We start from the raw sequence: 23,591 nt of genomic DNA, 5'->3' as shown, positions 1-23,591 counted from the left end.
GCCATGTGCAGGCACATCGCCTACCTCGGCGCGCCCGTTTCGCCCGCCGAGGCGGTTTTCCGCGCGCCGCATTCGCTGCTGGTGCAGTCCTACGCCCCGGCGGACATGCGGGGCGGCGGCACCGTGAACGCCGACGGCTTCGGGCTGGGCTGGTACCTCGGCCCGGACGAGCTGCCCCTGCGGCACCGGCGCTCGACTCCACTGTGGACGGACGAGGCGCTGCCGCCGCTGGCCGCGGCGGTCACCACCCACGCGTTCGTCGCCGCGGCCCGCAACGGCACCACCGGCATGCCGGTGACCGAGGCGGCCGCGGCGCCGTTCACCACGGGCCGGTGGCTGTTCAGCCACAACGGCGTCGTCCGCGGCTTCCCGGACTCACTGGCCGAACTGGCCAAGACCCTGCCGGTCACCGAGCTGCTGACCCTGGAGGCGCCGACGGACTCGGTCGTGCTCTGGGTCCTGCTGCGGGCCCGGCTCGCGGCCGGGGAAGACCCGCTCGCGGCGGTGGCCTGGCTGACGACCGCCGTCGAGGCGGCCGCACCCGGCTCCCGGCTCAACTTCCTGCTCACCGACGGCGAAACGCTGATCGGCACCACCTGGACGCACGCACTGTCCCTGCTGGAAACCCCGGAGGGCGTGCTGCTGGCGTCCGAACCCGTGGACGGCGATCCGCGCTGGACGCCCGTCCCGGACCACCACGTCGTGCGCGCCACCGCGGCCGGCGTGGAACTGCTTCCCCTGACCGAGGAGGACATCTCATGACCGAACCCGATCTCGACCACCACCGTTCCGGCGACGCCGTCACCGGCGAACTGCGTGCGGACGTCGTCGCCGGGCTCACCGCCGAGCGGAAGTGGCTGCCGCCCAAGTGGTTCTACGACGCCGAAGGCAGCGAGCTGTTCGAGAAGATCACCCAGCTGCCGGAGTACTACCCGACCCGCAGCGAGCGCGAGGTGCTGGCCGCGCACGCCGGTGACGTCGCGAAGCTGACCGGCGCGCACACGCTCGTCGAGCTGGGGTCCGGCTCGAGCGAGAAGACCCGGCTGCTGCTCGACGCGCTCACCGGCCACGGCACGCTGGAGGCGTTCGTCCCGCTCGACGTCTCCGAGTCCGCGCTGGCCGACGCCGCCCGGTCGATCTCGGCGGACTACCCGGGGCTGACGGTCCGGGGCGTCGTCGGCGACTTCACCCAGCACCTGGCCCTGCTGCCCGGCGGCCAGCCGCGGGTTGTGGCCTTCCTCGGCGGCACGATCGGGAACTTCCTGCCCGCCGAGCGCGCCGAGTTCCTGCGGTCGGTGCGGGAGGTCCTCGACGAGGGGGAGTGGCTCCTGCTGGGCACCGACTTGGTGAAGGACGCCGAGACGCTGGAGCGGGCCTACGACGACGCGGCCGGGGTCACGGCGGAGTTCGACATGAACGTGCTGCGGGTGATCAACGCCCGGCTCGGCGCGAACTTCGACCTCGACGAGTTCGAGCACGTCTCGCACTGGGACGCCGAGCACGAGTGGATCGAAATGCGGCTGCGCGCCCGCACCGACCTGACCGTCGAGATCCCCGGTGCGGACCTGACCGTGCACTTCGCCGCGGGGGAGCACATCCGGACCGAGATCTCCGCGAAGTTCCGGCCCGGCGGCGTCGAGGCGGAGCTGGCCGCGGCCGGGTTCGCCCTCGAGAAGTGGTGGACCGACTCCCAGCAGCGCTTCGGGGTGAGCCTGGCAAGATCTGTGCGTGGCTAATCCTCTCCGGGCACTGGCCCGGGCCCTCGGCACGAAGCCGTGGCTGATGCGCTCGGCCGGCGTGGTCGTCTGGGCGGACAAGAAACTGCACAAGGTGTTCGGCGGCCGGGTGAGCCTCGTGGCGCTCGCCGGGCTGCCGTCCCTGCGCCTGACGACCACCGGCCGCAAGAGCGGGCTGCCCCGCAGCACGAACCTGCTCTACTTCCCGCACGGCGGCGACTTCGTGCTGACCGGGTCCAACTGGGGGCGCCCGAACAACCCCGCCTGGACCCTCAACCTGCGGGCCGACCCCAAGGCCGAGGTCGCGCTCGCCGGACGGCCCGTCGCGGTCGTCGCCCGCGAGCTCGAAGGCGAGGAGTACGCCGCGATGTGGCGCGAGCTGCTCGAGTTCTGGCCCGGGTACGCGATGGAGCAGGAGGAGGCCGGGCGCCCGTTGCCCGTTTTCGTCCTGAATCGGGTCGCCCGATAGGTTCCCACCATCCTTTTGGACGGTGACGGCTTTCACCGGTTTGTGCCAGTCTCTCCCGGGTAACGCGCCGTGATGCCTCGAGTGCGCGGCGAGTGCGTGACCTAGGGAGGAACGTCTTGCGGAGATCCACAAGGGGCCGGGTACGCTCGTTCGCGCTGGTGGGAGCGCTCGTGGCGGGGATCGGCCTCGCCGGCACGGCCGGCACCGCGGCCGCGGCGCCGGACGCGGCGGCCAAGCCCGCCGTCGTCGGGGCGACCGCGCCGGTCGCCTGGGGGACCTGCTCGGCCGACACCCTGGCCGGGGTGCCCGCGGACCAGGTGAAGCTGTACAGCTGCGCGCGCTACCGCGTGCCGATCGACCACGACAACGCTTCTCTCGGCACCATCGACATCGCGCTGCTGAAGCGCGCCGCGCGCACCCCGGCCTCGCGGGTCGGCTCGCTGTTCCTCAACCCCGGCGGCCCCGGCGGTTCGGGCCTGCGGATGCCGATCAGCGGCCAGTTCTACTTCCAGCCGCAGGTGGTCGACCGCTTCGACCTGATCGGCTTCGACCCGCGCGGGGTCGGGCAGAGCAACCCGCTGCGGTGCTTCACCACGCAGGAGGACGCGGACGAGGTCTTCGGCGCCCAGATCCCGGTGCCGCTGAGCCGCGCCGAGATCTCCGGCACGCTGGCCAGCTACCGCGACTACGGCCAGTTCTGCAAGAACAACGCGGGTTCGCTGCTCAACCACATGTCCACCAAGGACGTCGTGCGCGACCTCGACACGCTGCGCGCGGCGGTCGGTGACAAGAAGCTGACCTACGTCGGCTTCTCCTACGGCACGCTCATCGGCTCGACCTACGCGTCGATGTTCCCGAAGCAGTCTCGCGCGATCGTCATCGACGGCAACGTCGACCCGCAGCTGCGCACCAAGGACGGCGTCGAGTACGACCGCGAGCGGGCGCAGGGCTTCGAGGTCTCGCTCGACGGGTTCCTCAAGCGCTGCGACCAGGTCGGCGCCAAGTGCGCGTTCAGCGACGGCACCCCGCGGGCGAAGTTCGACGAGCTGCGCGAGTACCTGCGCAAGCAGCCGATCACCATCCCCGGCGGCGGCTCGGTCGACATCAACGCCTTCACCGGCGCGGTGTCGAGCGTCCTGTACTCGCCGTCGGCGTTCCCCGGCCTGGCCGAGGACCTGCAGTCGCTCTACGACGCGATCCACCCCGCGGGCGCGCAGGCGCAGACCCTGCAGGCCCGGCAGCTCAAGGTGATCACGAAGGGCAAGCAGGGCCTGGCCGACCAGAACCCGGACAGCCCCTACACGAGCGACGACTCGTACTTCGCGGTCAACTGCTCCGACAAGCCGTTCAAGATCAAGCAGGAGCAGGTGCCGGGCATCGCCAGCAGCTGGGAGCGCGAGTCGCCCACCTTCGGCCGTTACCAGGCGTTCGCCGACACGGCGGGCTGCCCGGTGTGGCCGGCGAAGAAGCCGGACGTCTACCGCGGTCCGTGGCAGGCTAAGACCGACGTCCCGGTCGTCGTGGTAAGCAACTACTACGACCCCGCGACGCGCTACAAGTTCGGCCAGCGGATGGCCGCCGAGCTCGGCAACACCCGGCTGCTGTCGGTCGACGCGTTCGGCCACTGCATCCTCGGTGACGCCCTCGGCGTCGACCAGGCCGTGGCGGCGTACCTGACCGACCTCAAGGTGCCGGCCAACGGCCAGGTGTTCCAGCCGAACGTCCAGCCGTTCGAGACGGCGGTCGCGAAGGGCTGACACGCGAGTTCCGGCGCGGGCCGGGTGACGCCGAACGGGCGTCACCCGGCCCGTTTCACTGGGGTCCCAGCAGCCGGTCCAGCAGTTCCCCGGTCGCTTCGGCGGCGTCGGCGGCCGCGGCCGCGTGGTCCTCGGCGCGGGCGACCAGCATCGCGATCTCGTTCACCCCGGCGAGCAGGACGTGCGCGTAGAAATCCACCCGCGGAACGGGGATCCGGCCGTCGGCGGCCACCCGGCGCAGCAGGGCCTTGATGCTGCCGAGGGTGCGCCGCTCGTCGGCCTCGCGCCAGCGCTGCCAGCCGAGCACGGCGGGCGCGTCGATCAGCAGCACCTGGCGCACCACCGGGTCGCCGGTGCTCCGGATCCACGCCTGGCAGGCGGCGCGCAGCGTCTCCGCCGGGTCCGTGACGCCGCGGGTCGCCACCACGCCGTCGGCCTCGACCCGCTCGTACACCGTGTCCAGCACGGCGGCGAAGAGCGCGTCCTTGCCGGCGTAGTGGTGGTAGAGCGCGCCGCGGCTGACGTCGGCGGCCTTCAGCACGGCTTCGATCGACGTGCCGTCGTACCCGTGCTCGGTGAAGAGGCCGGTGGCGACCGCGACGAGGTGGTCGCGGGTCGCCTGGCCACGGTCGATCTTCTTGTTCATGCCGGTCGGCTGCCTCCGTCGTTGACAAACCGACTGTCGGTCTGTTGATACTAGACCGACAGTCGGTTTTCTTCTGGAGGGACTCTACCGATGGACCTGCGAACCTGGGCGGAGCACCGCGGCCGCGTGTCGACCGCGTCCGGCGACGTGAGCTACACCGACGTCGGCGAGGGGCCGGTCGCGCTCTTCGTGCACGGCGCCGGGACGAGCAACCTGTTGTGGCGCACGGCGATCACCGAGCTGGCGGGGGAGCGCCGCTGCGTCGCGCCCGACCTGCCGGGCCACGGCGCCTCGCCGGTGACGCCCGAGCAGGACCTGAGCCTGAACGGACTCGCGCGGCTCCTCGGAGACTTCTGCGACGCCCTGGACCTGGGTGAGCTCGACGTGGTCGCCAACGACACCGGCGGCGCCGTCGCCCAGGTCTTCGCCGTGCACCACCCGGACCGGTTGCGGACGCTCACGCTGACCAACTGCGACACCCAGGGCAACCTGCCGCCCGAGGCGTTCCGCCCGGTCGTCGAACTGGCCGAGCGCGGGCAGCTCGCGCCGCTGGCGGTCCGGCTCGCCGCGGACCCGCAGCGGGCGCGGACCGGTGCGCTCGCCGGGGGTTACGAGCGGCCGGAGCAGGTGCCGGACGAGGTCCTGGACGCCTTCACTCGCCCGGTGTTCGGGACGCTCGACGCGGCCCGGCAGTTCGAGCGCCTGCTGACCTCGGTCCGGGGTGAGGAGCTCGACGCGATCGAGCCGCTGCTCAAGGAGTTCCGCGTCCCGACGCTCCTGGTGTGGGGGACCGGCGACCCGAACTTCGGGATCGAGTGGGCGTACCGGTTCGCCGACGCCGTCCCGGGCGTCACCGAGGTCGTCGAGGTGCCCGGCGCGAAGCTGTTCTTCCCCGACGAGCGGCCCGAAGATCTCGTGCCGCACCTGCGGCGCCACTGGGCGTAGTGATCATCACAGCGCAAGCCGCCTGCCAGGCGTTATAGTGGTGCGGTTGATCAACCACGAGCAACGGAAGCGAGGTGAGCGGCACATGCCAGCGGACAGTCGTCGGACGGCCAGGCGCGCGCTCACCGGAGGCTTCCGGCTGGGCTGATCTCGTCCGGCCGCCCTCTGTCCGGCAGTGCGCGCACGCCGGAAACGAGACGGATCATGACCATCTTCGAAATGCTGCTGCGCGTGGGCACCGGGGTCGGCCTGGGCGCCGTCATCGGGTTCGAGCGCCAGTTCCGCGCCCGCATGGCCGGGCTGCGCACCAACGCCCTCGTCGCGGTCGGCGCGACGCTGTTCGTCCTGCTGTCCGCGCACGGTTTCGGCGGCCTCGCGAGCAGCGCGGACGCCGACCCGACGCGGGTGGCCGCGCAGATCGTCTCCGGCATCGGGTTCCTCGGTGCCGGCGTGATCCTGCGTGACGGCCTCAACGTCCGCGGCCTCAACACCGCGGCGACGCTGTGGTGCTCGGCGGCCGTGGGCTCGCTCGCCGGCTCCGGGCTGTACGCCGTGGCGCTGGCCGGGACCGTGGTCGTCGTCGGGGTGAACGTCCTGCTGCGGCCGCTCGGCCGCGTCGTCGACCGCCGCCCGGACTCGGGCGACGAGACCCCGGCGCGCTACGAGTTCCAGGCGGTGACCCGCGACGACTCCGAGGCCCACGTCCGGGCCCTGCTCGTGCAAGCGCTGGCACGCACGGACTTCCGGCTGCTGTCGGTGCTGAGCACGGACCGCCCGGAGGACCGCACGGTCGAGGTCCGCGCCGAGCTGGCCGCCGACGAGCGCGACGACGCCCAGATGGAGTCCGCGGTGTCCCGGCTGTCGCTGGAGCCCGCGGTGTCGAGCGTGCGCTGGGACGCCGTCACGGTGTAGCGAGGAACTCCCCGAGCAGCTCGCGGAACGCCCGGGCCGCGGCGGCCGTCTCGGCCAGCAGGTCCAGGACGAACGGGTCACGGAACTCCATGCCGCTGATCCCCGGCGAACTCAGGACCAGCCCGCCCACCCCGGTCCGGATACGCCAGCGCGAAGACGAGGAACACCCGGCCGCCGAAGGAGGTGCTTCAGATCTTCGTGGTGGGAAAGGAATCCGAGGGCTTCGGTGAGTCACCTCTGCCATCGGCCGCTCTCTTCGTACGCCAGATCGCTGTTTCCCCCATGCCGCAACGGTAACGAAAAAGGCCTCCCCGCCGGGACCGGCGGGGAGGCCTTTCGTACAAGCGGAAACCCTTACGCCTGCGTCATCTTCCGCAGCACGTACTGCAGGATGCCGCCGTTGCGGTAGTAGTCCGCCTCGCCCGGGGTGTCGATGCGGACGTCCGCCTCGAACTCCACCTTCGTGCCGTCGGCCTTCGTGGCGGTGACGTGCACCGTGCGCGGGGTGTCCCCGTCGTTCAGCGCCGTGATGCCCGCGATGTCGAACGTCTCGGTGCCGTCCAGCTTCAGCGACGCCGCCGACTCGCCCTGCGGGAACTGCAGCGGGATGACGCCCATGCCGATCAGGTTGGAGCGGTGGATCCGCTCGAACGACTCGGTGATCACCGCGCGCACGCCCAGCAGCGAGGTGCCCTTGGCCGCCCAGTCGCGCGACGAGCCCGAGCCGTACTCCTTGCCGCCCAGCACGACCAGCGGGGTGCCGGCCGCCGCGTAGTTCTGCGCCGCGTCGTAGATGAACGACTGCGGGGCGTCGTCCTGGGTGAAGTCGCGGGTGTAGCCGCCCTGCACGTCGTCCAGCAGCTGGTTGCGCAGCCGGATGTTCGCGAAGGTGCCGCGGATCATCACCTCGTGGTTGCCGCGCCGCGAGCCGTAGGAGTTGAAGTCCTTCTTGTCCACGCCGTGCTCGGTGAGGTACTGCGCGGCCGGGGTGCCCGGCTTGATCGCGCCGGCGGGGGAGATGTGGTCGGTGGTGACCGAGTCGCCCAGCTTCGCCAGCACCCGCGCGCCGGAGATGTCGGTGACCGCGGCCGGCTCCGGCGTCATGCCCTCGAAGTACGGGGGCTTCCGCACGTAGGTGGACTCGGCGTCCCACTCGAAGGTCTTGCCCTCCGGGGTGGGCAGCGACTTCCAGCGCTCGCCGCCGTCGAAGACGTCCGCGTAGTCCTTGGTGAACATCTCCTGCGTGATCGCGTAGTCGATGGTCTCCTGGATCTCCTGCGCCGTCGGCCAGATGTCCTTGAGGAAGACGTCGGTGCCCTGCGCGTCCTGGCCCAGCGGCTGGTTCGCGAAGTCGAAGTCCATCGTGCCGGCCAGCGCGTACGCGATGACCAGCGGCGGCGACGCGAGGTAGTTCATCTTCACGTCGGGGTTGATCCGGCCTTCGAAGTTCCGGTTGCCCGAGAGCACCGAAACCGCGGTGAGATCGTTCTCCTGGATCGCCGCGGAGATCTCGTCCGAGAGCGGGCCGGAGTTGCCGATGCACGTGGTGCAGCCGTAGCCGACCAGGTGGTAGCCCAGCTTCTCCAGGTACGGCCACAGGTTGGCCTTGGTGTAGTAGTCGGTGACGACCTGCGAGCCCGGCGCCATCGACGTCTTGACCCACGGCTTGACCGCGAGGCCCTTGTCGACGGCGTTGCGCGCGAGCAGCGCGGCGCCGAGCATGACCGACGGGTTCGAGGTGTTGGTGCAGGAAGTGATCGAGGCGATCACCACGGCACCGTGGTCGAGCACGAACTCGCCGCGGTCCGAGGTCGAGACCTTGACCGGCTTGCTCGGACGGCCCGACGCGCCGTTCGCGGCCGAGGAGGTGACCGGCGCGGCGTCGTCCTCGGCGAAGGACAGCGACGGGGAGTCGCTGGCCGGGAAGGACTCCTCGGAGGCCTCGTCCATCTTGGTGTGCGGCGTGACGTCCTCGCCGTCCACGTAGTCGTGGATCGACTTGCGGAACGACGACTTCGCGTCCGACAGCTCGATGCGGTCCTGCGGGCGCTTCGGGCCGGCGATCGACGGGACGACCGTCGAGAGGTCCAGCTCCAGGTACTCGGAGAAGGCCGGCTCGTGCGATGCGTCGTGCCAGAGGCCCTGCTCCTTGGCGTAGGCCTCGACCAGCGCGACCTGCTCGGCCGAGCGGCCGGTCAGCTTGAGGTAGCGGACGGTCTCCTCGTCGATCGGGAAGATCGCCGCGGTGGAGCCGAACTCGGGGCTCATGTTGCCGATGGTGGCGCGGTTGGCCAGCGGGACCTGGCCGACGCTCTCGCCGTAGAACTCGACGAACTTGCCGACCACGCCGTGGCGGCGCAGCATCTCGGTGATCGTGAGCACGACGTCGGTGGCGGTGACGCCGGCCGGGATCTCGCCGGTCAGCTTGAAGCCGACGACGCGCGGGATGAGCATCGACACCGGCTGGCCCAGCATGGCGGCCTCGGCCTCGATGCCGCCGACGCCCCAGCCCAGCACGCCCAGGCCGTTGACCATGGTGGTGTGCGAGTCGGTGCCGACGCAGGAGTCGGGGTAGGCCTGGCCGTTGCGGGACATGACCGTGCGCGCGAGGTGCTCGATGTTGACCTGGTGCACGATGCCGGTGCCCGGCGGGACGACCTTGAACTCGTCGAAGGCGCCCTGGCCCCAGCGCAGGAACTGGTAGCGCTCGCGGTTGCGCTCGTACTCGATCTCGACGTTGCGCTCGAAGGCGTCGGGGCGGCCGAAGACGTCGATGATCACGGAGTGGTCGATGACCAGCTCGGCCGGGGCCAGCGGGTTCACCTTGTCCGGGTCGCCGCCGAGGTCCGTGACCGCTTCGCGCATGGTGGCGAGGTCGACGACGCAGGGGACGCCGGTGAAGTCCTGCATGATCACGCGGGCCGGCGTGAACTGGATCTCGATCGACGGGTCGGCCTTCGGGTCCCACGAGGCAAGCGAGCGGATGTGGTCGGCGGTGATGTTCGCGCCGTCCTCGGTGCGCAGCAGGTTCTCGAGCAGGATCTTCAGGCTGTAGGGCAGCCGCTCGGCGCCCTCGATCTTGTTCAGGCGGAACACCTCGTACGAGGCGTCGCCGACCTTCAGCGTGTCTTTGGCGCCGAAGCTGTCCTTGCTGGCAGGTGCGGTCACGTCTAACTCCAGTGGCATGGACTTCCGCGCCGGTGCGGCGGTCGAGTCCCGGGTCAGTTCGGTCGGGTTCGGTGAGGCGAGTCTTGCGCACCCTCACCGTAGGACCGGATTCGGGATGGCACACCTCGCGGTGCTTCAAACAGTACGCGTGTCCTGTTTGAGGGACAAGACGACACGCGGTGTGGGCTGCGCCATCCGCGGCGGGGGTCCCTCAATAAGGGGAATTGGTGCCTACGGTGTGTAAGTTTCCGCTGAGGCTTGTGATAGTGGTGTGACTGCAGTGACGCGCGATGTGCGCAGGTGAGCGGAGGTGGCGGTCGTGCCGGAACGGCGCAGGGGCTGGTGTGTGCCGAGCGGGCGCCGTGGACTGACCGTGAGCACGCTCGCCCTGGTGATCTTGTTCGGCGCCGGCGGCACGGGCCTCGCGGCGCCCCCGCCGCCGCCCAATCCGAGCGACTCGGAGCTGAACTCGAGCAAGGCCCAGGCGAACGCGAAGGCCGGTGAGGTCGGCCGGCTGACCAACCAGCTGGCCCAGGCCGAGCAGAAGCTGTCGCAGCTGCAGGACGACGTCGAGCTGAAGCAGGAAGAGGCCAACAAGGCCCTGGTCGACCTGCAGTCCGCCCAGGACGCCGCGGCGCAGGCGGAGAACGACGCCAAGGCCGCCCGGACCCAGGCGGACGCGGCGGCCGCGGCGATCGAGAAGGCCCGCAACGACCTGAAGACCTTCGCCGCCGCCAGCTTCCAGCAGGGCAGCACGGTCGGCTCGCTCTCGGCGTACCTGAGTGCCGACAGCCCCAAGGACATGCTGGCCCGCGCGCAGTTGCTCGACGCCGTCGGCGGCGACCGGCTCAACGCCCTCGACCGGCTCCAGCAGGCGCAGACCGACAAGTCCAACAAGGACTCCGCGGCCCGCAAGGCCGCGGAGATCGCCCAGCAGAAGCAGGACGCCGCGCGCAAGGCGAAGGACGGCGCCGACGCCGCCCAGACCGCCGCCGTCACTGCGCAGGACAACCAGCAGACGCAGAATTCGGCTCTCGAAGCCAACAAGTCGAGCGTCGAGCAGCAGCTCTACACCGCGCAGGCCAAGGTCAACGGCCTGCAAGGGCAGCGCCAGCGCTACCAGGACTGGCTCGCCCAGAAGCAGCGCGAGGACGACGAGCGCGCCCGCCAGGCCGCGCTCGGCTCGTCCGGGGGCGGCGGTGGCCGCCCGTCCGCCGGGCCCGCGCCCTCGGCCCCGGCCGGCGCGTCCATCGAAGCCGTGATCGCCCGCGCCCTGTCCAAGCTCGGCATGCCCTACGCCTGGGGCGGCGGCAACGCGAGCGGCGCGACCCGCGGCATCCGCGACGGCGGGGTCGCCGACCGCTACGGCGACTACAACAAGATCGGCTTCGACTGCTCCGGCCTGATGATCTACGCCTTCGCGGGCGTCCGGTCCCTGCCGCACTACAGCGGTTACCAGTACACGGCCGGCCGCCGCGTCCCGCTGTCCCAGATGCGCCGCGGCGACATGCTGTTCTACGGCGGCGCGGGCGGCATCCACCACGTCGCGCTGTACCTCGGCGGCGGCCAGATGGTCGAGGCCCCGCAGTCCGGGCTCCGCGTCCGGGTCGCCCCGGTGCGCTACGGCGGCATCATGCCGTACGCGACCCGCCTGGTCGGCTGAAACCCGCTCGACGCCGTCGCCTGCGAGCCGCCAGGATCGCCCGGTGGACGACGAACTGAACGCACTGCGCCGCACGCGGCTGCGCTGGAACACGCCCCTGTCCGAGACCCACGCCGAACTGCTGCTCGACCGGATGGACCTCGGCGCGGGCCACCTCGTGGATCTCGGCTGCGGCTGGGGTGAACTGCTGCTGCGGGCGCTCCGCCGGGCGCCCGGGCTGCGCGGGACCGGCGTCGACACCGACGTGACCGGCCTCGAACGCGGTCGCGCGGCGGCCCGGGAACGCGGGGTCGACGTCGAGTTCACCGAGGCGGACGCGGCGAGCTGGGGCGGACCGGCCGACCGGGCGTTCTGCGTTGGTGCCGCCCACGCTTTCGGCTCGACGAAGGCTGCCCTCGAAGGGCTCGCGCGAGTGGTGCCGTCCGGGCGTCTGCTCTACGGAGACGGTTTCTGGGCCGCTCCACCGAACCCGGCGGCGGCGGAGATCTTCGGCCCGGACACGCTGACCCTGCCGGACCTGCTCGACGCCGTGGATGCCGCCGGATGGCGGGTGCTGCACCTGAGCACCGCCGACCAGCTGGAATGGGACGACTTCGAGTCGTCGTCGCGCCGCGCCTGGCAGGAGTGGCTGCTGGCGCACCCCGCCGACCCGCGGGCGCCCGAGGTGCGTGCCTGGCTCGACGAACGGCAGCGGCAGTACGTCGGGGACTACCGGGGTGTGCTGGGGCTCGTTTACCTCGTGCTGGGCCGCTGAGTCTCGCGCTTCAGCTTGCGCCAGCCACCCGCGCGATTGTTGGCGATGATCTGCCGGAACATCGCGGTCAGCGCGGGCGCGTTGATCGGTTCGCCTTCGCGGAAGGCGACCGTCCGCGCCGTCTTGTTGTCGTGCCCGGCGGTGATGATGCCGTCCGGGTCGGGGACGATGCCGCCGTCGTAGACGAAGACGTTGACGTGGTCCTTCGCTGCGAGCAGGGCGCAGATGTTGCCCTCGAGCACGAAGTACGGCTGCCGGGTGCGCTTGATCGTCTCGGTCACCTCGGGGTCGGCCGCGTGGACCAGCTCGCGGACCTCGCGGCAGATCGCCTGCTGCCACCCGGGCAGGGCGTCGATGTAGGCGTCCACGCGCGGTTCGACGGTGTAGGACATGGGCCGAGTATGCGGCTAAAGTTCGCCGGATGCGCTACGCGGGGATCGTGGTGGCCGGCAGGCCGGCCCGCAGACCGTCCGGTGTGGACGAGCGGGCCCCGGCCGTGGGCGGCAAGCCGTTGCTGGCCCGCGCGATCCACGCTCTCGACGGCGCTGAACGCGTGATCGCCGTCGGCCCGCGGCGCCCCGGTTTCGACGTCGTGTGGACCCGGGAGCCCGTGCCGGGCACCGGGCCGGTCGCCGCGCTGGCGGCCGGGCTCGCGTTCGTGCCCGAAGACGTCGAAGCGGTCGCGGTGCTCGCGGCCGACCAGCCCGGGGTCCGCCGGTCCACAGTGGACCGGCTGGTCGCCGCGGTCGGCGGGGCCGACGGCGCGGTGCTCGTCGACGCGGCGGGCGCCCGGCAGTGGCTGCTCGGCGTCTGGCGGGTCGCGGCGCTGCGGGCCGCGCTGCCCGAGGACCTGGCGAACGCGGCGCTGCGGCGGACGCTCGGCGCGCTGGACATCGTCGACGTCCCGGCCGAGCCGGGGGAGACCGACACCCCCGAGGACCTGGACCGCCCGTCCTGACGCGGTGCTTCACAGATGTCACACCGGGCACGGTGTTGGCTACTCGCACGGGCCTACGCGTGCGTCCGCGTGCCGGGCGGACGAACCACCGGGGGACGCAGTACGGTCGCACCGCGTGATCAACGTCGCGGGGGCGGCGCACGGACTTATGAGGAGGCAGAGTGACCGAGCCCGGCTACGCCGAGGGCGGGAACGGCCAGCAGGCCGCGACGCCGGCGCGGGACGCCCAGTTGCTGGAGCGGACCGTGTTCGAGGTCAAGCGGATCATCGTCGGCCAGGACCGCCTGGTCGAGCGGATGCTGGTCGGCCTGCTGGCCAAGGGCCACCTGCTGCTCGAAGGCGTGCCCGGGGTCGCGAAGACCCTGGCCGTCGAGACGTTCGCCCGGGTCGTCGGCGGCTCGTTCTCGCGCGTGCAGTTCACGCCGGACCTGGTGCCCGCGGACATCCTGGGCACCCGGATCTACCGCCAGGGCGCCGAGCGGTTCGACGTCGAGCTCGGCCCGGTCGTGGCGAACTTCGTGCTCGCCGACGAGATCAACCGCGCACCGGCGAAGGTGCAGTCGGCGATGCTCGAGGTGATGGCCGAGCGGCACGTCTCGATCGGCGGGCAGACGTTCCCGATGCCGGACCCGTTCCTGGTCCTGGCCACGCAGAACCCGATCGAGAACGAGGGCGTGTACCCGCTGCCGGAGGCGCAGCGCGACCGCTTCCTGTTCAAGATCCTCGTCGAGTACCCCTCCGCCGAGGAGGAGCGCGAGATCATCTACCGGATGGGCGTCACCCCGCCCACCCCGCACGAGGTGCTCAGCCCGGCCGAGCTGGTCCGGCTGCAGGGCGTCGCGTCGCAGGTCTTCGTGCACCACGCGCTGGTCGACTACGTCGTCCGCCTCGTGCTGACCACCCGCACGCCGAACGAGCACGGCCTCGCCGACGTCGCCGGCTGGGTGTCCTACGGCGCGTCGCCGCGCGCCAGCCTCGGCATCATCGCCGCCGCACGGGCGCTGGCCCTGGTCCGTGGCCGTGACTACGTGCTGCCGCAGGACGTCGTCGACGTCGTGCCGGACGTGCTGCGCCACCGCCTCGTGCTGTCCTACGACGCGCTGGCCGACGGCGTGCCCATCGACCACATCATCACCCGCGTGCTGCAGACCGTGCCGCTGCCGCAGGTCTCGGCCCGGCCGCAGGCCGGGACCGGCCAGGGCGGCCCGGTCCCGGCGGGCGCGCCGGTCAGGTAACCCGGCGATGGCGAAGAAGGACAAGGGCGAACGCCCTTCCTGGGCGCCGCCGATCCTGCGCGGCGACCGGATGGAGGCCGGGCTCCGGACCCTGGAGCTCGACGTCCGCCGCCGGCTCGACGGGCTGCTCCAGGGCAACCACCTCGGCCTGGTGCCGGGGCCGGGGTCCGAGCCCGGCGAGGCGCGGCCGTACCAGCCCGGCGACGACGTGCGCCGGATGGACTGGGCGGTCACCGCCCGCACGACGACCCCGCACATCCGCGAGACGGTGGCCGACCGCGAGCTGGAGACCTGGGTGGTCGCCGACCTGTCGGCGAGCCTCGACTTCGGCACGGCCCTGTGCGAGAAGCGCGACCTGGTGGTCTGCGCGGTCGCGGCGGTCGCGCACCTGACCGGGGGCGGCGGCAACCGGATCGGCGCGCTGCTGTCGAACGGCGCCGAGACCACTCGCGTCCCCGCTCGCGGCGGCCTCGCGCACGCCCGCGGGCTGGTCCGCAAGATCGCCGCGACCCCGCGGGCCCCCGAAGGCACCCGAGGCGACTTCGCCGACGCCCTGGAAGCGCTGCGCCGGCCGCCGCGCCGCCGTGGCCTGGCCGTGGTGATCTCGGACTTCCTGGGCGAGCCCACCTGGGAGCGGCCGCTGCGCGCGCTCGGCGGGCGGCACGAACTGATCGCGATCGAAGTCCTCGACCCGCGCGACATCGACCTGCCCGAGGTGGGCACCGTCGTGCTGGCCGACCCGGAGACAGGGAAACAGCGCGAAGTGCACGCTTCGGCCTTGCTGCGCAAGGAGTTCGGGGCCGCGGCCCACGCCCACCGGCAGACGGTGGCGGCCGGCCTGCGGCGAGCGGGTGCCGCGCACCTGACGCTGCGCACCGACGGCGACTGGATCGCCGACATGGTGCGGTTCGTCGTCGCCCGCAAGCGGCGCTGGTCGGGGGGTGTCGCGTGAGCTTGACGGGCTTCACCGCGCCGTGGTGGTTCCTGCTGCTGATCGCGGTCGCCGCGGTCGCGATCGGGTACGTCCTGGCCCAGCGGGCGCGCCGGAAGCGGACCATGCGGTTCGCGAACCTGGAGCTGCTGGAGAAGGTCGCGCCGAAGAGCCAGGGCTGGGTCCGGCACGTGCCGGCGGTGCTGATCGTGCTGTCGCTGCTGGTGCTGACCGTGGCGCTGGCCGGCCCGACCGCCGAGCAGAAGGTGCCGCGCAACCGGGCGACCGTGATGCTGGTGATCGACGTGTCGCTGTCGATGGAGGCCACCGACGTCGCGCCGACGCGGCTGAAGGCGGCCCAGGACGCGGCGACGCAGTTCGCGCAGAACATGACCCCGGGGATCAACCTGGGGCTCATCTCCTTCGCGGGCACGGCGACGGTGCTGGTCAACCCGACCACCGACCGCAACGGCGTCATCAAGGCGATCGAGAACCTGAAGCTGGCGCAGTCCACGGCCACCGGCGAAGGCATCTTCGCGGCCCTGCAGTCGGTGGAGAGCTTCTCCAGCGTCGTGGGCGGCGCCGACGGCCCGCCGCCGGCGCGCATAGTGCTGATGTCGGACGGCAAGCAGACGGTCCCGGAGGACCTGTACGCGGCCCGCGGCGGCTACACGGCGGCGCAGGCGGCGAAGCAGGCGGGCGTCCCGATCTCGTCGATCTCCTTCGGCACCACGCACGGCTCGGTCGACATCGAGGGCAAGGCCCAGCCGGTGAGCGTCGACGACGAGTCGCTGCGCGAGATCGCCCGGCTCTCGGGCGGCGAGTTCTACAAGGCGGCGAGCGCGGAAGAGCTGAAGAAGGTCTACGGCGACCTCGGCGAGCAGATCGGCTACGAGATCAAGGACGCCGACGCGAGCAAGCCGTGGCTGGTGGTCGGCACGCTGATCCTCATGCTGGGCGCCGCGGCCAGCCTGTTCTACGGCCAGCGGCTCCCCTGAGCGAAGGCGGCACTTTCCCGGGAAAGTGCCGCCTTTTCAGGCGCGGCGGACGCCGTACAGGCTCCCCGCCAGGAGGGTGACGCCGGAGAGCGTGCCGCTCACGAACGGGACCCACGGCAGCGCCGCGGAACCGAGCAGCGCCAGGCCGACCACGCCCAGCACCGTCAGGACCGCGCCGACCACCAGGATCGAGCGGGTCTTCCACGCCGACGCCAGGGCCACGAAGTGCAGTCCGACGATCGTGGCGATCCACGCGACGTTGGCCTGCACCGGCGCGTCGAGCAGGCTGAGCACGAAGAACCCGGCGATCAGCAGCACCACCTCGCCGATGACGATCACCCGGTAGCTCGGCCCGAACATCGGCCGGTCGTCCAGGGTGGGGCGCCCGCCCGCGCGGAACCCGACGACCACCACGGCGGCCAGCGCGAGGATCGCGAGGCCGCGCAGGATCCAGCCGGCCACGGCCGGCAGCGGGTCACCGGAGTTGACCAGGACGAACACGGCACCGAACGCGGCGCCGATGAGCGCCCCCAGGAATTGCTGTCGCACCGGGCGAACCTACCGGACGCCGATCACGCCTCCGGAACGGCGAACCCGTTCTGCCGCCACGCCTCGTAGATCGCGATCGCCGCGGTGTTGGCGAGGTTGAGCGACCGGCTGGTCGGCAGCATCGGCAGCCGCACCCGGTCGGTGACCTCCGTCGCCTGCTGGACGTCGGCGGGCAGCCCCACCGACTCCGGCCCGAACAGCAGGACGTCGCCGGGCGTGTAGACGACGTCGACGTGCAGCCGGGAAGCCGACGCGCTGAACGCGTAGACCTTCGCGGGCAGCAGCGCCTGCCACGCCGCATCGAGGTCCGCGTGGACGTGCACCCGTGCGAGGTCGTGGTAATCGAGCCCGGCGCGCCGCAGCTGCTTGTCCTCCAAGGTGAACCCGAGCGGTTCGACCAGGTGCAGCTCGCAGCCGGTGTTGGCCGCGAGGCGGATGGCGTTGCCCGTGTTGGGCGGGATTTCGGGGTGGTAGAAGAGAACGCGGAACATCGGCTCAGCTCTCGGGGAGGAAACCGGCGTACGCCTTGCGAACGGCGTCGGGCGGTGCGGCGGGGCGCAGCGTCGCCGGGTCGATGAACACGTAGCGCACGGTTGCCTCGCTGATCAGCACGCCGCCGCGGCGGATCTCGAAGTCGTGGATCATCGACGTCGTCCCGAGGTGGCTCAGGTACTGGGAGACGACCAGTGCGTCGTCGTACCGGGCGGGCGCGCGGAACTTCAGGTTCGCCTCCGCGACCACGACGTCCGTGCGCTGGGCGAGGAACTCGTCGTGGGAGCCGAACAGGACCTTCTCCGCCTCGAAAGCGCACATGTCCACGTAGGCCATGTAGTGGGCGTTGAAGACGATGCCCTGGCCGTCGCACTCGTGGTAGCGCACGCGCAGCGGCATCTCGGCGATCGGGCGGCGAGGTTCGGTCACCGGGCCAATCTAGCGGTCAGCCGTGCAGCGCCCGGTAGGCCGTGGCCGCGCCGGGCTGCAGCGGCACCGGCTGGGTGCCGATCAGCGTGCGGACGTCGAGGAACTGCGTCCCGACGGCCTCCGCGGGCACCAGGTCGGTCGCCCGCTCGACCAGCAGCCGGACGACCGCGGCGGCGACGTCGTCGGGCAGGGCGGGGGAGCAGACCAGGAGGTTCGCCACGCCGATCGTGCCCAGCGCGCCGACGCCCCGGTAGGCGCCTTCGGGCACCTGGACCTGGTCGTAGACCGGCCCGTACGTGCCACGCAGCGCCGGGACCAGCGCATCCAGCGGGAGCAGCGCGATCGGCGTCGTGCGGGTGAGGTCCGCGAGCTTCGGCGTCGGCACCCCGCCGGACCACAGCATCGCGTCGACGCGCCGGTCGGCCAGCGCGTGGACGGCGTCGTCGAACAGCAGGTGCCGGGCGTCGACGACCACTCCGGCCTTGGCGAACACGCGCTCGCCCAGCTGGGCCGCGCCGGACCCGCCCGCGCCCAGCGACACCGGGCGGCCGGCCAGGTCGGCGAGCCGCCGGGCCGGGCCGTCCGCGCGCACCACCAGCTGCAGGTAGTTCTCGTAGACGCGGCCGAGCGCGAGCAGCGGCACCTTCCCGGTGAACGGCGCGCCGCCGCCGATCGCCGTCTGCGCGACGTCGGCGAGCACCAGCCCGAGGTCCGCCCGCCCGGTTCGCACCAGGTCGACGTTGGCGACGCTCGCCTCGGTCGGCACTGCGGTGGCGTGCAGCCGCGGTTCCGCCTTGCTCAGCTCCGTCGCCAGCAGTTCGGCGAAGGCGAGGTAGAAGCCGCCGCGCTCACCGGCGGCGATGGTCAGCGTCCGCTCGGGACCGGTGTACCCGGACGACGAGCACCCGGCCAGCGCGAGGCCGAGACCGCCGAGCAGCGCGGTGCGCCGCGTGATCGTCATGGCCCCTCCGCCAGCGGCAGGGTGACCCGCACTTCGAGGCCGTGCGGCTCGGCCTGGCGCAGCTCCAGGACGCCGCCGCGGGTGCGCACCTGCTGGTGCGCGATGGCGAGGCCGAGCCCGGTCCCGCGTGGCGCGCCTTCGCCGCCCGCGCGCCAGAAGCGTTCCGTCGCCCGGGCCCGGTCCTCTGTGGACAGTCCGGGGCCGTCGTCGCGGACGACGAGCGTCGCGGTTTCGGCGCCGGCCTCCCAGTCCGTGGTGATCTTCGCGCCGCGTCCGGCGTAGTGGACGGCGTTGTCCAGCAACACATCCAGGATCTGCGCGAGCTCACCTTCCGGGCACCGGACGGTCACGGGCTCGTCGTGGCTCGGCGGCGGGACGAGGGCCGCCCCGGCGTCGTCGGCGGCCGGGCGCCAGGCGTCGACGCGCTCGGCGAGCACGGCCGCGAGGTCGCACGGCTCGTCGGCGGACCCGGCCGCCACGCGCGTCGCGGTGCTCTCGGCCAGCGCGAGCGCCAGGAGACCGTCCAGCAGCTTCTCGAGGCGTTCGACCTCGGCCACCGTCGCCCGGTAGGTGGCGCCCTCGGCCTGCCCGGCCAGGGAGTCGACGCGCAGCCGCAGCGCGGCCATCGGGTTCCGCAGCTGGTGCGAGGCGTCGGCGACGAGCCGGTGCTGCTGGTCGGCGGCTTCGAGCACGGCCTCGGACATCCGGTTGACCTCGGCGGCCAGCGACCGCAGTTCCTGCGGCCCGGCGCGTTCCGGGACGTGCGCGCGGTGCCCGGCGGCGACGGCCAGCACGCCGGTCTCCAGCTCGTGCAGCGGCCGCACCATCCACCGGGCCAGGAGCACCGCGAGCAGCACGAACACGACCGCGACGAGCAGCGCACCCGCGGCGATGGTCCCCCAGCGGGCGGCGACGTCCGCGGCGGCCGCCGTCACCGAAGCCCGCAGCACGACTACGCCGGCGACCCGGGTCCCGGTCCCGACCGGCCGCGCGAAGTACGCCGGTTCGGTCGACAGCGGCCCGAGCCGGTCGACCCGCGGGCCCGGCTCGTTGCGCATGGTCGCCTCGACCAGCGCGTGCACGGCGGGATCGGCCGCGGTCAGCCCGCCCGCCTGCACCAGCGGCAGGCGCCGGGCGTCGACGATGACGACGCCTTCGCCGTAGAGATCGGCGTAGCGCGTCGCGTCGGCGTTGAGCGCGGCCGGGTCCCGGGTGTCGACGGCCTGCTGAGCCAGCACGACGAACCGGTCGACGTCGGCGGTGCGGGAGATGACCAGCTCCTGGGTGCGCTGCTCGGCCGTGGAAAGCAGCAGCGGCACGGCGAACGCGGCCACCACCGCCAGCGCCAGGGCGACCAGGACCACCAGCAGGCGGGTGCGCACGGGTCAGTCCCGGCCGAGCCGGTAGCCGAAGCCGCGGATCGTGGTGAGCAGGCCCGGCCGGTCCAGCTTGGCGCGCAGCCCGGTGAGGTGGACGTCGAGGGAGCGCGAGACCGCGAGGTAGGCGTCACCCCAGACCTCGTCCATCAGCTGCTGGCGGCTGACCGCGGTGCCGAGGCGCGCGGCGAGCACGGCCAGGATCTCGAACTCCTTGGTGGTCAGCGCGACGTCCGCACCCGCCACCCGCACCCGGCGCGCGGCCAGGTCGATCTCGACGTCCTCGACGTGCACCACGTCACCGGCGGGGGCGTTCCGTGCGACCGCGCGCCGCGCGACGGCGTCCATCCGGGCCAGCAGTTCCGCCAGCCGCACGGGTTTGGTCAGGTAGTCGTCCGCGCCGAGACGCAGGCCGCGCACGACCGAACGCTCGTCACCACGGGCGGTCAGCACGATCACCGGGACCGGGGAGACCGCGCGGATCTTGCGCAGCACGTCGAGGCCGTCGATGTCGGGCAAGCCCAGGTCGAGCAGGACGAGGTCGGCGTCGCGGTGGCGGTGCAGCGCGTCGGCGCCGCGGCCGACGCTGGTGACCGGATGACCGCGCGCGTGCAGCGACTCGGCGAGCGCGCCGGCGACCCCGGCGTCGTCTTCGACGAGGAGCACGCGCACGGCCATCCCCTTCTCAGCGTTCGCCCGCGGCCACCGGATCCGGCCGTTCCTCCAGCTCGGAGCTCTTCGAAGTCTCCCGCATTGTGCCGTAGACGATCAGGGAGACCAGGACACAGCCCGCGACGTACCAGAAGAAGACCGACTCGTGCCCGGCGCTCTTCAGCGCCTGCGCGATCAGCTCGGCGGTGCCGCCGAAGATCGCGACGGTCAGCGCGTAGGGCAGGCCGACGCCGATGGCGCGGATCTTCGTCGGGAACAGCTCGGCTTTCACGATCGCGTTGATCGACGTGTACCCGGCGACCACCACCAGTCCGGCGAGGACCAGGAAGAACGCGCCGACCGGGTTCCGCGTCGAGCCCATGACCGTCATGATCGGGACGGTCAGCAGCGTGCCGGCGATGCCGAAGAACAGCAGCAGCGGACGGCGGCCGATCCGGTCGGACAGCTTGCCCGCCAGCGGCTGCAGGATCGCGGCCAGCAGGATCGCCGAGAACAGGATGATCGTGACCGTGCGCCGCGGGATGTGGGCGGTGTTCTCGAGGAACTTCTGGCTGTAGGTGGCGAAGGTGTAGAACGCCACCGTGCCGCCCAGGGTGAGGCCGACGACGAGCGCGATCTCCTTGGGGTACTTGGCCAGCGCGCGCAGCGTTCCGCGGTCGCCGGGCGCGTCGTCGCCCTTTTCCTTGGTGAAGCTCGCGGATTCGTCCATGCCGCGGCGCAGCCACATCACGCTGAGCGCGGCGATGGTGCCGACGCCGAACGCGGTCCGCCAGCCCCACGCCGTCAGCTGCTGCTCGGTGAGCAGCGCCTGCAGGATCAGCTGGAGGCCGAGCGCCAGCAGCTGGCCGCCGTAGAGCGTCACGTACTGGAAGCTGGAGTAGAAGCCGCGCTTGCCGGGAGTGGCCACTTCGGACAGATAGGTCGCCGAGGTGGAGTATTCGCCGCCGACCGACAGGCCCTGGATGAGCCGGGCGATGAGCAGCAGGATCGGCGCGGCGATCCCGATCGTCTGGTAGCCGGGCGTGACGGCGATCAGCAGCGAGCCGCCCGCCATCAGCGTGACCGACAGCACGAGCGCGCTGCGGCGGCCGAACCGGTCGGCGAACCGGCCGAGCATCCACCCGCCGAGCGGCCGCATGAGGAACCCGACGGCGAACACCGCGGCGGTGCCCAGGAAGGCGGCCGTCGTGTCGCTCGTGGGGAAGAAGGACTTGGCGAAGTAAGTGGTGAACGCCGCGTAGGCGTACCAGTCGTACCACTCGACCAAATTGCCGATCGAGCCACGCAGCACGTTGCCGATCACGCGCTTCTCGCTCACGCCCGCGCCGCCGGTGCCGCTGATCCGGGTTGTCATCGTCGACCTCCTGTGTTGCGACTCACGGTGACCAGGTCACGGACAACCAGCAAGACCAGACGGCGCTTCCTAACCGCCGCTTAGGACGATGACGTTCGCCTCGGTACATCTAGGTCCGGGTAGGTTTGAGTTCTTGGTACCGCCCGCGACGACCTCCGTCCGGCTGACGTACCGCGCTCTGCGCGCGACCGTGACCGTTCATGATCATGTTTCGCCCTCTGGCCAGTTGGTCGGTGCGGCAAAGCGAAGACAGCGGCTAGTCGGCGGGCCACTCGTACGACAGCTCGTAGCGGTCGGCGGGGAGGGTCATGTCGTTCATCTCCAGCGGTGTGCCGTCGACGGCGTACGCGACGCGGGTGACCGTGATGACCGGAACGCCGTCGGCGAGCTGGAGCTGCGTCGCCTCGGCGGGCGTCGGCATCCGCGCGCCGACGTGCTCGGCGAACGAGCCGATCGCGCGTCCGGACTCTTCGAGCCGCGCGTACGTGCCGCCTGGTCCTGTGTCGACGTCCTCGATGGCGGTGCCGCGCGTCAGATCGCGCGGGAGGCGCGACACCGCGAGTTGGACCACCAGTCCGTCGGCGCGCATCACGCGGTCTCGGACGGTGACCTCGACTCCCTCGTCGATGGCGAGGTGACCGGCCGCGCGGGTGTCGGCTGACTCGAAGCGGATCTTGACAGACGTCGATGGTGTGAAGCCGCTTGCCGCGGCGTCGGCGAGGAACGCGCCGCGATTGCGATCGCGCGCCTCGCGGGACAGGCGCGACCGAGCGATGCGCTGGATGCTGGCCGGCGGTCGGACGAACACGCCGCGTCCGTGCTCGGAGGTGACCAGACCTTCGCCGCGTAGGACGTCGACGGCTTCGCGCACCGTCGGACGCGAGACGCCGTACGTGTCGACGAGGTCGTGCTCGCTCGGCAACTTTGCGCCCGGTGAGAACTCGCCGGAGACGATCTTCTCGCGGAGGTCGGCCGCGACCTGACGAAACGCGGGCACACCGCTCTTGCGATCGATCATCACTCGATTCTCCCACTTGCCAACTTGTCTTGACAAGTTCACACGCAGATGCCACGGTCGGTTGTCAACACGTCATGACAAGTAGTCGGCAGGGACCAGATGATGGCGGCAGTGATCCATATCGACCCGGAGGCGATTCATTCGGTCGTCGAGGGGGAGTGGCATCGGGTCAGGTTCGCGGGGATACCGGAGTCAGGGCAGGGAATCACGATGCTGTGCGGTCTGACCGCCACTGCCGAGTTCCGTCCGCTGGCCGACCGGCGCGCGCACGGTGTGCCGCACCAGTGTCCGAGCTGCGAGGTCATCCATCGACGTGAGCGCGGCATCGCGCCGATCCGGATCAAGCGAAGTCCGGCGTGAGCTGGTGGATTCGCGACGGCGGAATGGAAGTCGTTGAGGACGAGAACGGCGTCGTCGTCGACGCTTCGGACGGTCGCGAAATGTAAGCAACAACGCACCGGCGTCCCGTTGGGTAACCGTCGCGCCGTCTTCGTCACGCTCCGTCCCGCTACCGGCCGGTACTCCCCGGTCCGGCCCGCCGGCCGGGCGGCGTGCCGTGTGGTCTTGC

At 71.7% G+C, this 23,591-nt stretch carries 24 protein-coding genes; 13 read left to right on the top strand and 11 right to left on the bottom strand.

Annotated features, from left to right (window positions below; translation table 11 throughout):
* Positions 1 to 3: 3 nt before the first annotated feature.
* The 4 genes from egtC to VA596_RS17700 all read left to right on the top strand — a co-directional run bounded on the left by egtC (position 4) and on the right by VA596_RS17700 (position 3,962).
* Positions 4 to 762: an ergothioneine biosynthesis protein EgtC gene (gene egtC / locus VA596_RS17715; RefSeq protein WP_323328444.1), complete on the top strand. Its 759-nt coding sequence runs from the start codon at positions 4 to 6 to the stop codon at positions 760 to 762.
* A complete protein-coding gene (egtD, locus tag VA596_RS17710) occupies positions 759 to 1,736 on the top strand; it encodes an L-histidine N(alpha)-methyltransferase (protein WP_323328443.1) in 978 nt (325 codons plus the stop codon). The genes egtC and egtD overlap by 4 nt, the downstream gene beginning before the upstream one ends.
* 46 nt (positions 1,737 to 1,782) lie before the next feature.
* Positions 1,783 to 2,205, top strand: coding sequence for a nitroreductase family deazaflavin-dependent oxidoreductase (locus VA596_RS17705; protein WP_323328883.1), 423 nt, complete (start codon positions 1,783 to 1,785; stop codon positions 2,203 to 2,205).
* A gap of 170 nt (positions 2,206 to 2,375) precedes the next feature.
* Positions 2,376 to 3,962 (top strand): alpha/beta hydrolase, encoded by a 1,587-nt coding sequence (locus tag VA596_RS17700; protein ID WP_323328441.1) that lies wholly within the window; start codon positions 2,376 to 2,378, stop codon positions 3,960 to 3,962.
* Between the two features lie 55 nt (positions 3,963 to 4,017).
* Here VA596_RS17700 and VA596_RS17695 read toward each other — a convergent pair whose 3' ends face one another.
* Positions 4,018 to 4,608, bottom strand: coding sequence for a TetR/AcrR family transcriptional regulator (locus VA596_RS17695; RefSeq protein ID WP_323328439.1), 591 nt, complete (start codon positions 4,606 to 4,608; stop codon positions 4,018 to 4,020).
* Between the two features lie 90 nt (positions 4,609 to 4,698).
* Here VA596_RS17695 and VA596_RS17690 point away from each other — a divergent pair, with 90 nt between their 5' ends.
* Together VA596_RS17690 and VA596_RS17685 are read left to right on the top strand one after the other, a co-directional pair.
* On the top strand, positions 4,699 to 5,553 hold the full coding sequence (locus VA596_RS17690) for an alpha/beta fold hydrolase (RefSeq protein ID WP_323328437.1): 855 nt from the start codon (positions 4,699 to 4,701) through the stop codon (positions 5,551 to 5,553).
* 204 nt (positions 5,554 to 5,757) lie between these two features.
* Positions 5,758 to 6,465: an MgtC/SapB family protein gene (locus tag VA596_RS17685; RefSeq protein ID WP_323328435.1), complete on the top strand. Its 708-nt coding sequence runs from the start codon at positions 5,758 to 5,760 to the stop codon at positions 6,463 to 6,465.
* Positions 6,466 to 6,819: 354 nt separating this feature from the next.
* On the opposite strand, the gene acnA is transcribed toward VA596_RS17685, so the two are convergent.
* Positions 6,820 to 9,651: an aconitate hydratase AcnA gene (gene acnA, locus VA596_RS17680; RefSeq protein ID WP_323328434.1), complete on the bottom strand. Its 2,832-nt coding sequence runs from the start codon at positions 9,649 to 9,651 to the stop codon at positions 6,820 to 6,822.
* 328 nt (positions 9,652 to 9,979) lie between these two features.
* Between acnA and VA596_RS17675 the strand changes: the two genes are divergently transcribed.
* Complete coding sequence (locus tag VA596_RS17675) at positions 9,980 to 11,296, top strand: NlpC/P60 family protein (protein WP_323328881.1); 1,317 nt, start codon at positions 9,980 to 9,982, stop codon at positions 11,294 to 11,296.
* Between the two features lie 43 nt (positions 11,297 to 11,339).
* A complete protein-coding gene (locus VA596_RS17670) occupies positions 11,340 to 12,050 on the top strand; it encodes an SAM-dependent methyltransferase (protein ID WP_323328432.1) in 711 nt (236 codons plus the stop codon).
* Here the strand turns inward: VA596_RS17670 and VA596_RS17665 are convergent.
* Positions 12,029 to 12,442: a DUF1801 domain-containing protein gene (locus VA596_RS17665; protein ID WP_323328430.1), complete on the bottom strand. Its 414-nt coding sequence runs from the start codon at positions 12,440 to 12,442 to the stop codon at positions 12,029 to 12,031. The genes VA596_RS17670 and VA596_RS17665 overlap by 22 nt on opposite strands.
* Before the next feature lie 29 nt (positions 12,443 to 12,471).
* Between VA596_RS17665 and mobA the strand changes: the two genes are divergently transcribed.
* From mobA to VA596_RS17645, 4 genes are all read left to right on the top strand, one after another.
* Positions 12,472 to 13,008: a molybdenum cofactor guanylyltransferase gene (mobA, locus tag VA596_RS17660; RefSeq protein ID WP_323328428.1), complete on the top strand. Its 537-nt coding sequence runs from the start codon at positions 12,472 to 12,474 to the stop codon at positions 13,006 to 13,008.
* Between the two features lie 161 nt (positions 13,009 to 13,169).
* The gene (locus tag VA596_RS17655) at positions 13,170 to 14,243 is read left to right on the top strand and encodes an AAA family ATPase (protein WP_323328426.1); all 1,074 of its coding nucleotides are present in this window, start codon (positions 13,170 to 13,172) and stop codon (positions 14,241 to 14,243) included.
* Positions 14,244 to 14,250: 7 nt separating this feature from the next.
* The gene (locus VA596_RS17650) at positions 14,251 to 15,195 is read left to right on the top strand and encodes a DUF58 domain-containing protein (RefSeq protein WP_323328423.1); all 945 of its coding nucleotides are present in this window, start codon (positions 14,251 to 14,253) and stop codon (positions 15,193 to 15,195) included.
* Positions 15,192 to 16,172 carry a VWA domain-containing protein gene (locus VA596_RS17645; protein WP_323328422.1) on the top strand — a complete coding sequence of 327 codons (981 nt, stop codon included), beginning with the start codon at positions 15,192 to 15,194 and terminating at the stop codon, positions 16,170 to 16,172. The genes VA596_RS17650 and VA596_RS17645 overlap by 4 nt, the downstream gene beginning before the upstream one ends.
* A 36-nt stretch (positions 16,173 to 16,208) precedes the next feature.
* On the opposite strand, the gene VA596_RS17640 is transcribed toward VA596_RS17645, so the two are convergent.
* The 8 genes from VA596_RS17640 to VA596_RS17605 form a co-directional block, all read right to left on the bottom strand.
* Positions 16,209 to 16,721, bottom strand: coding sequence for a hypothetical protein (locus VA596_RS17640; RefSeq protein WP_323328420.1), 513 nt, complete (start codon positions 16,719 to 16,721; stop codon positions 16,209 to 16,211).
* A gap of 23 nt (positions 16,722 to 16,744) precedes the next feature.
* Positions 16,745 to 17,212 carry a tRNA (cytidine(34)-2'-O)-methyltransferase gene (locus VA596_RS17635; protein ID WP_323328418.1) on the bottom strand — a complete coding sequence of 156 codons (468 nt, stop codon included), beginning with the start codon at positions 17,210 to 17,212 and terminating at the stop codon, positions 16,745 to 16,747.
* A gap of 4 nt (positions 17,213 to 17,216) precedes the next feature.
* Complete coding sequence (locus VA596_RS17630) at positions 17,217 to 17,642, bottom strand: acyl-CoA thioesterase (RefSeq protein WP_323328416.1); 426 nt, start codon at positions 17,640 to 17,642, stop codon at positions 17,217 to 17,219.
* Between the two features lie 16 nt (positions 17,643 to 17,658).
* Positions 17,659 to 18,603, bottom strand: a complete 945-nt coding sequence (locus VA596_RS17625) for a TAXI family TRAP transporter solute-binding subunit (protein ID WP_323328414.1) — start codon at positions 18,601 to 18,603, stop codon at positions 17,659 to 17,661.
* Positions 18,600 to 19,985, bottom strand: coding sequence for a sensor histidine kinase (locus tag VA596_RS17620; RefSeq protein ID WP_323328412.1), 1,386 nt, complete (start codon positions 19,983 to 19,985; stop codon positions 18,600 to 18,602). Before VA596_RS17620 ends, VA596_RS17625 begins: the two co-directional genes overlap by 4 nt.
* A gap of 3 nt (positions 19,986 to 19,988) precedes the next feature.
* Entirely contained in the window at positions 19,989 to 20,657 is a 669-nt protein-coding gene (locus tag VA596_RS17615; protein ID WP_323328410.1) for a response regulator transcription factor, read from the bottom strand.
* A 7-nt stretch (positions 20,658 to 20,664) separates the two neighbouring features.
* Positions 20,665 to 22,005 carry an MFS transporter gene (locus tag VA596_RS17610; RefSeq protein ID WP_323328408.1) on the bottom strand — a complete coding sequence of 447 codons (1,341 nt, stop codon included), beginning with the start codon at positions 22,003 to 22,005 and terminating at the stop codon, positions 20,665 to 20,667.
* Positions 22,006 to 22,261: 256 nt separating this feature from the next.
* Complete coding sequence (locus tag VA596_RS17605; RefSeq protein WP_323328406.1) at positions 22,262 to 23,023, bottom strand: GntR family transcriptional regulator; 762 nt, start codon at positions 23,021 to 23,023, stop codon at positions 22,262 to 22,264.
* 102 nt (positions 23,024 to 23,125) lie between these two features.
* Here VA596_RS17605 and VA596_RS17600 point away from each other — a divergent pair, with 102 nt between their 5' ends.
* Positions 23,126 to 23,383, top strand: coding sequence for a hypothetical protein (locus tag VA596_RS17600; protein WP_323328404.1), 258 nt, complete (start codon positions 23,126 to 23,128; stop codon positions 23,381 to 23,383).
* Positions 23,384 to 23,591 lie beyond the last annotated feature (208 nt).

Origin of the sequence: Amycolatopsis heterodermiae (assembly GCF_034929455.1) — a bacterium.
Lineage (GTDB): Bacteria > Actinomycetota > Actinomycetes > Mycobacteriales > Pseudonocardiaceae > Amycolatopsis > Amycolatopsis heterodermiae.
The sequence above is the reverse complement of the archived record's forward strand: the minus strand, read 5'-3'. Positions and strand labels throughout refer to the sequence as shown.

Bases quoted from the DNA above. Each gene is read 5' to 3' on its own strand.
- egtC (WP_323328444.1), top strand. From the start codon at position 4: ATGTGCAGGCACATCGCCTACCTCGGCGCGCCCGTTTCGCCCGCCGAG.
- egtD (WP_323328443.1), top strand. From the start codon at position 759: ATGACCGAACCCGATCTCGACCACCACCGTTCCGGCGACGCCGTCACC.
- VA596_RS17705 (WP_323328883.1), top strand. From the start codon at position 1,783: ATGCGCTCGGCCGGCGTGGTCGTCTGGGCGGACAAGAAACTGCACAAG.
- VA596_RS17695 (WP_323328439.1), bottom strand. From the start codon at position 4,608: ATGAACAAGAAGATCGACCGTGGCCAGGCGACCCGCGACCACCTCGTC.
- VA596_RS17690 (WP_323328437.1), top strand. From the start codon at position 4,699: ATGGACCTGCGAACCTGGGCGGAGCACCGCGGCCGCGTGTCGACCGCG.
- VA596_RS17685 (WP_323328435.1), top strand. From the start codon at position 5,758: ATGACCATCTTCGAAATGCTGCTGCGCGTGGGCACCGGGGTCGGCCTG.
- acnA (WP_323328434.1), bottom strand. From the start codon at position 9,651: ATGCCACTGGAGTTAGACGTGACCGCACCTGCCAGCAAGGACAGCTTC.
- VA596_RS17665 (WP_323328430.1), bottom strand. From the start codon at position 12,442: ATGTCCTACACCGTCGAACCGCGCGTGGACGCCTACATCGACGCCCTG.
- mobA (WP_323328428.1), top strand. From the start codon at position 12,472: ATGCGCTACGCGGGGATCGTGGTGGCCGGCAGGCCGGCCCGCAGACCG.
- VA596_RS17650 (WP_323328423.1), top strand. From the start codon at position 14,251: ATGGCGAAGAAGGACAAGGGCGAACGCCCTTCCTGGGCGCCGCCGATC.
- VA596_RS17635 (WP_323328418.1), bottom strand. From the start codon at position 17,212: ATGTTCCGCGTTCTCTTCTACCACCCCGAAATCCCGCCCAACACGGGC.
- VA596_RS17625 (WP_323328414.1), bottom strand. From the start codon at position 18,603: ATGACGATCACGCGGCGCACCGCGCTGCTCGGCGGTCTCGGCCTCGCG.
- VA596_RS17615 (WP_323328410.1), bottom strand. From the start codon at position 20,657: ATGGCCGTGCGCGTGCTCCTCGTCGAAGACGACGCCGGGGTCGCCGGC.
- VA596_RS17610 (WP_323328408.1), bottom strand. From the start codon at position 22,005: ATGACAACCCGGATCAGCGGCACCGGCGGCGCGGGCGTGAGCGAGAAG.
- VA596_RS17605 (WP_323328406.1), bottom strand. From the start codon at position 23,023: ATGATCGATCGCAAGAGCGGTGTGCCCGCGTTTCGTCAGGTCGCGGCC.
- VA596_RS17600 (WP_323328404.1), top strand. From the start codon at position 23,126: ATGGCGGCAGTGATCCATATCGACCCGGAGGCGATTCATTCGGTCGTC.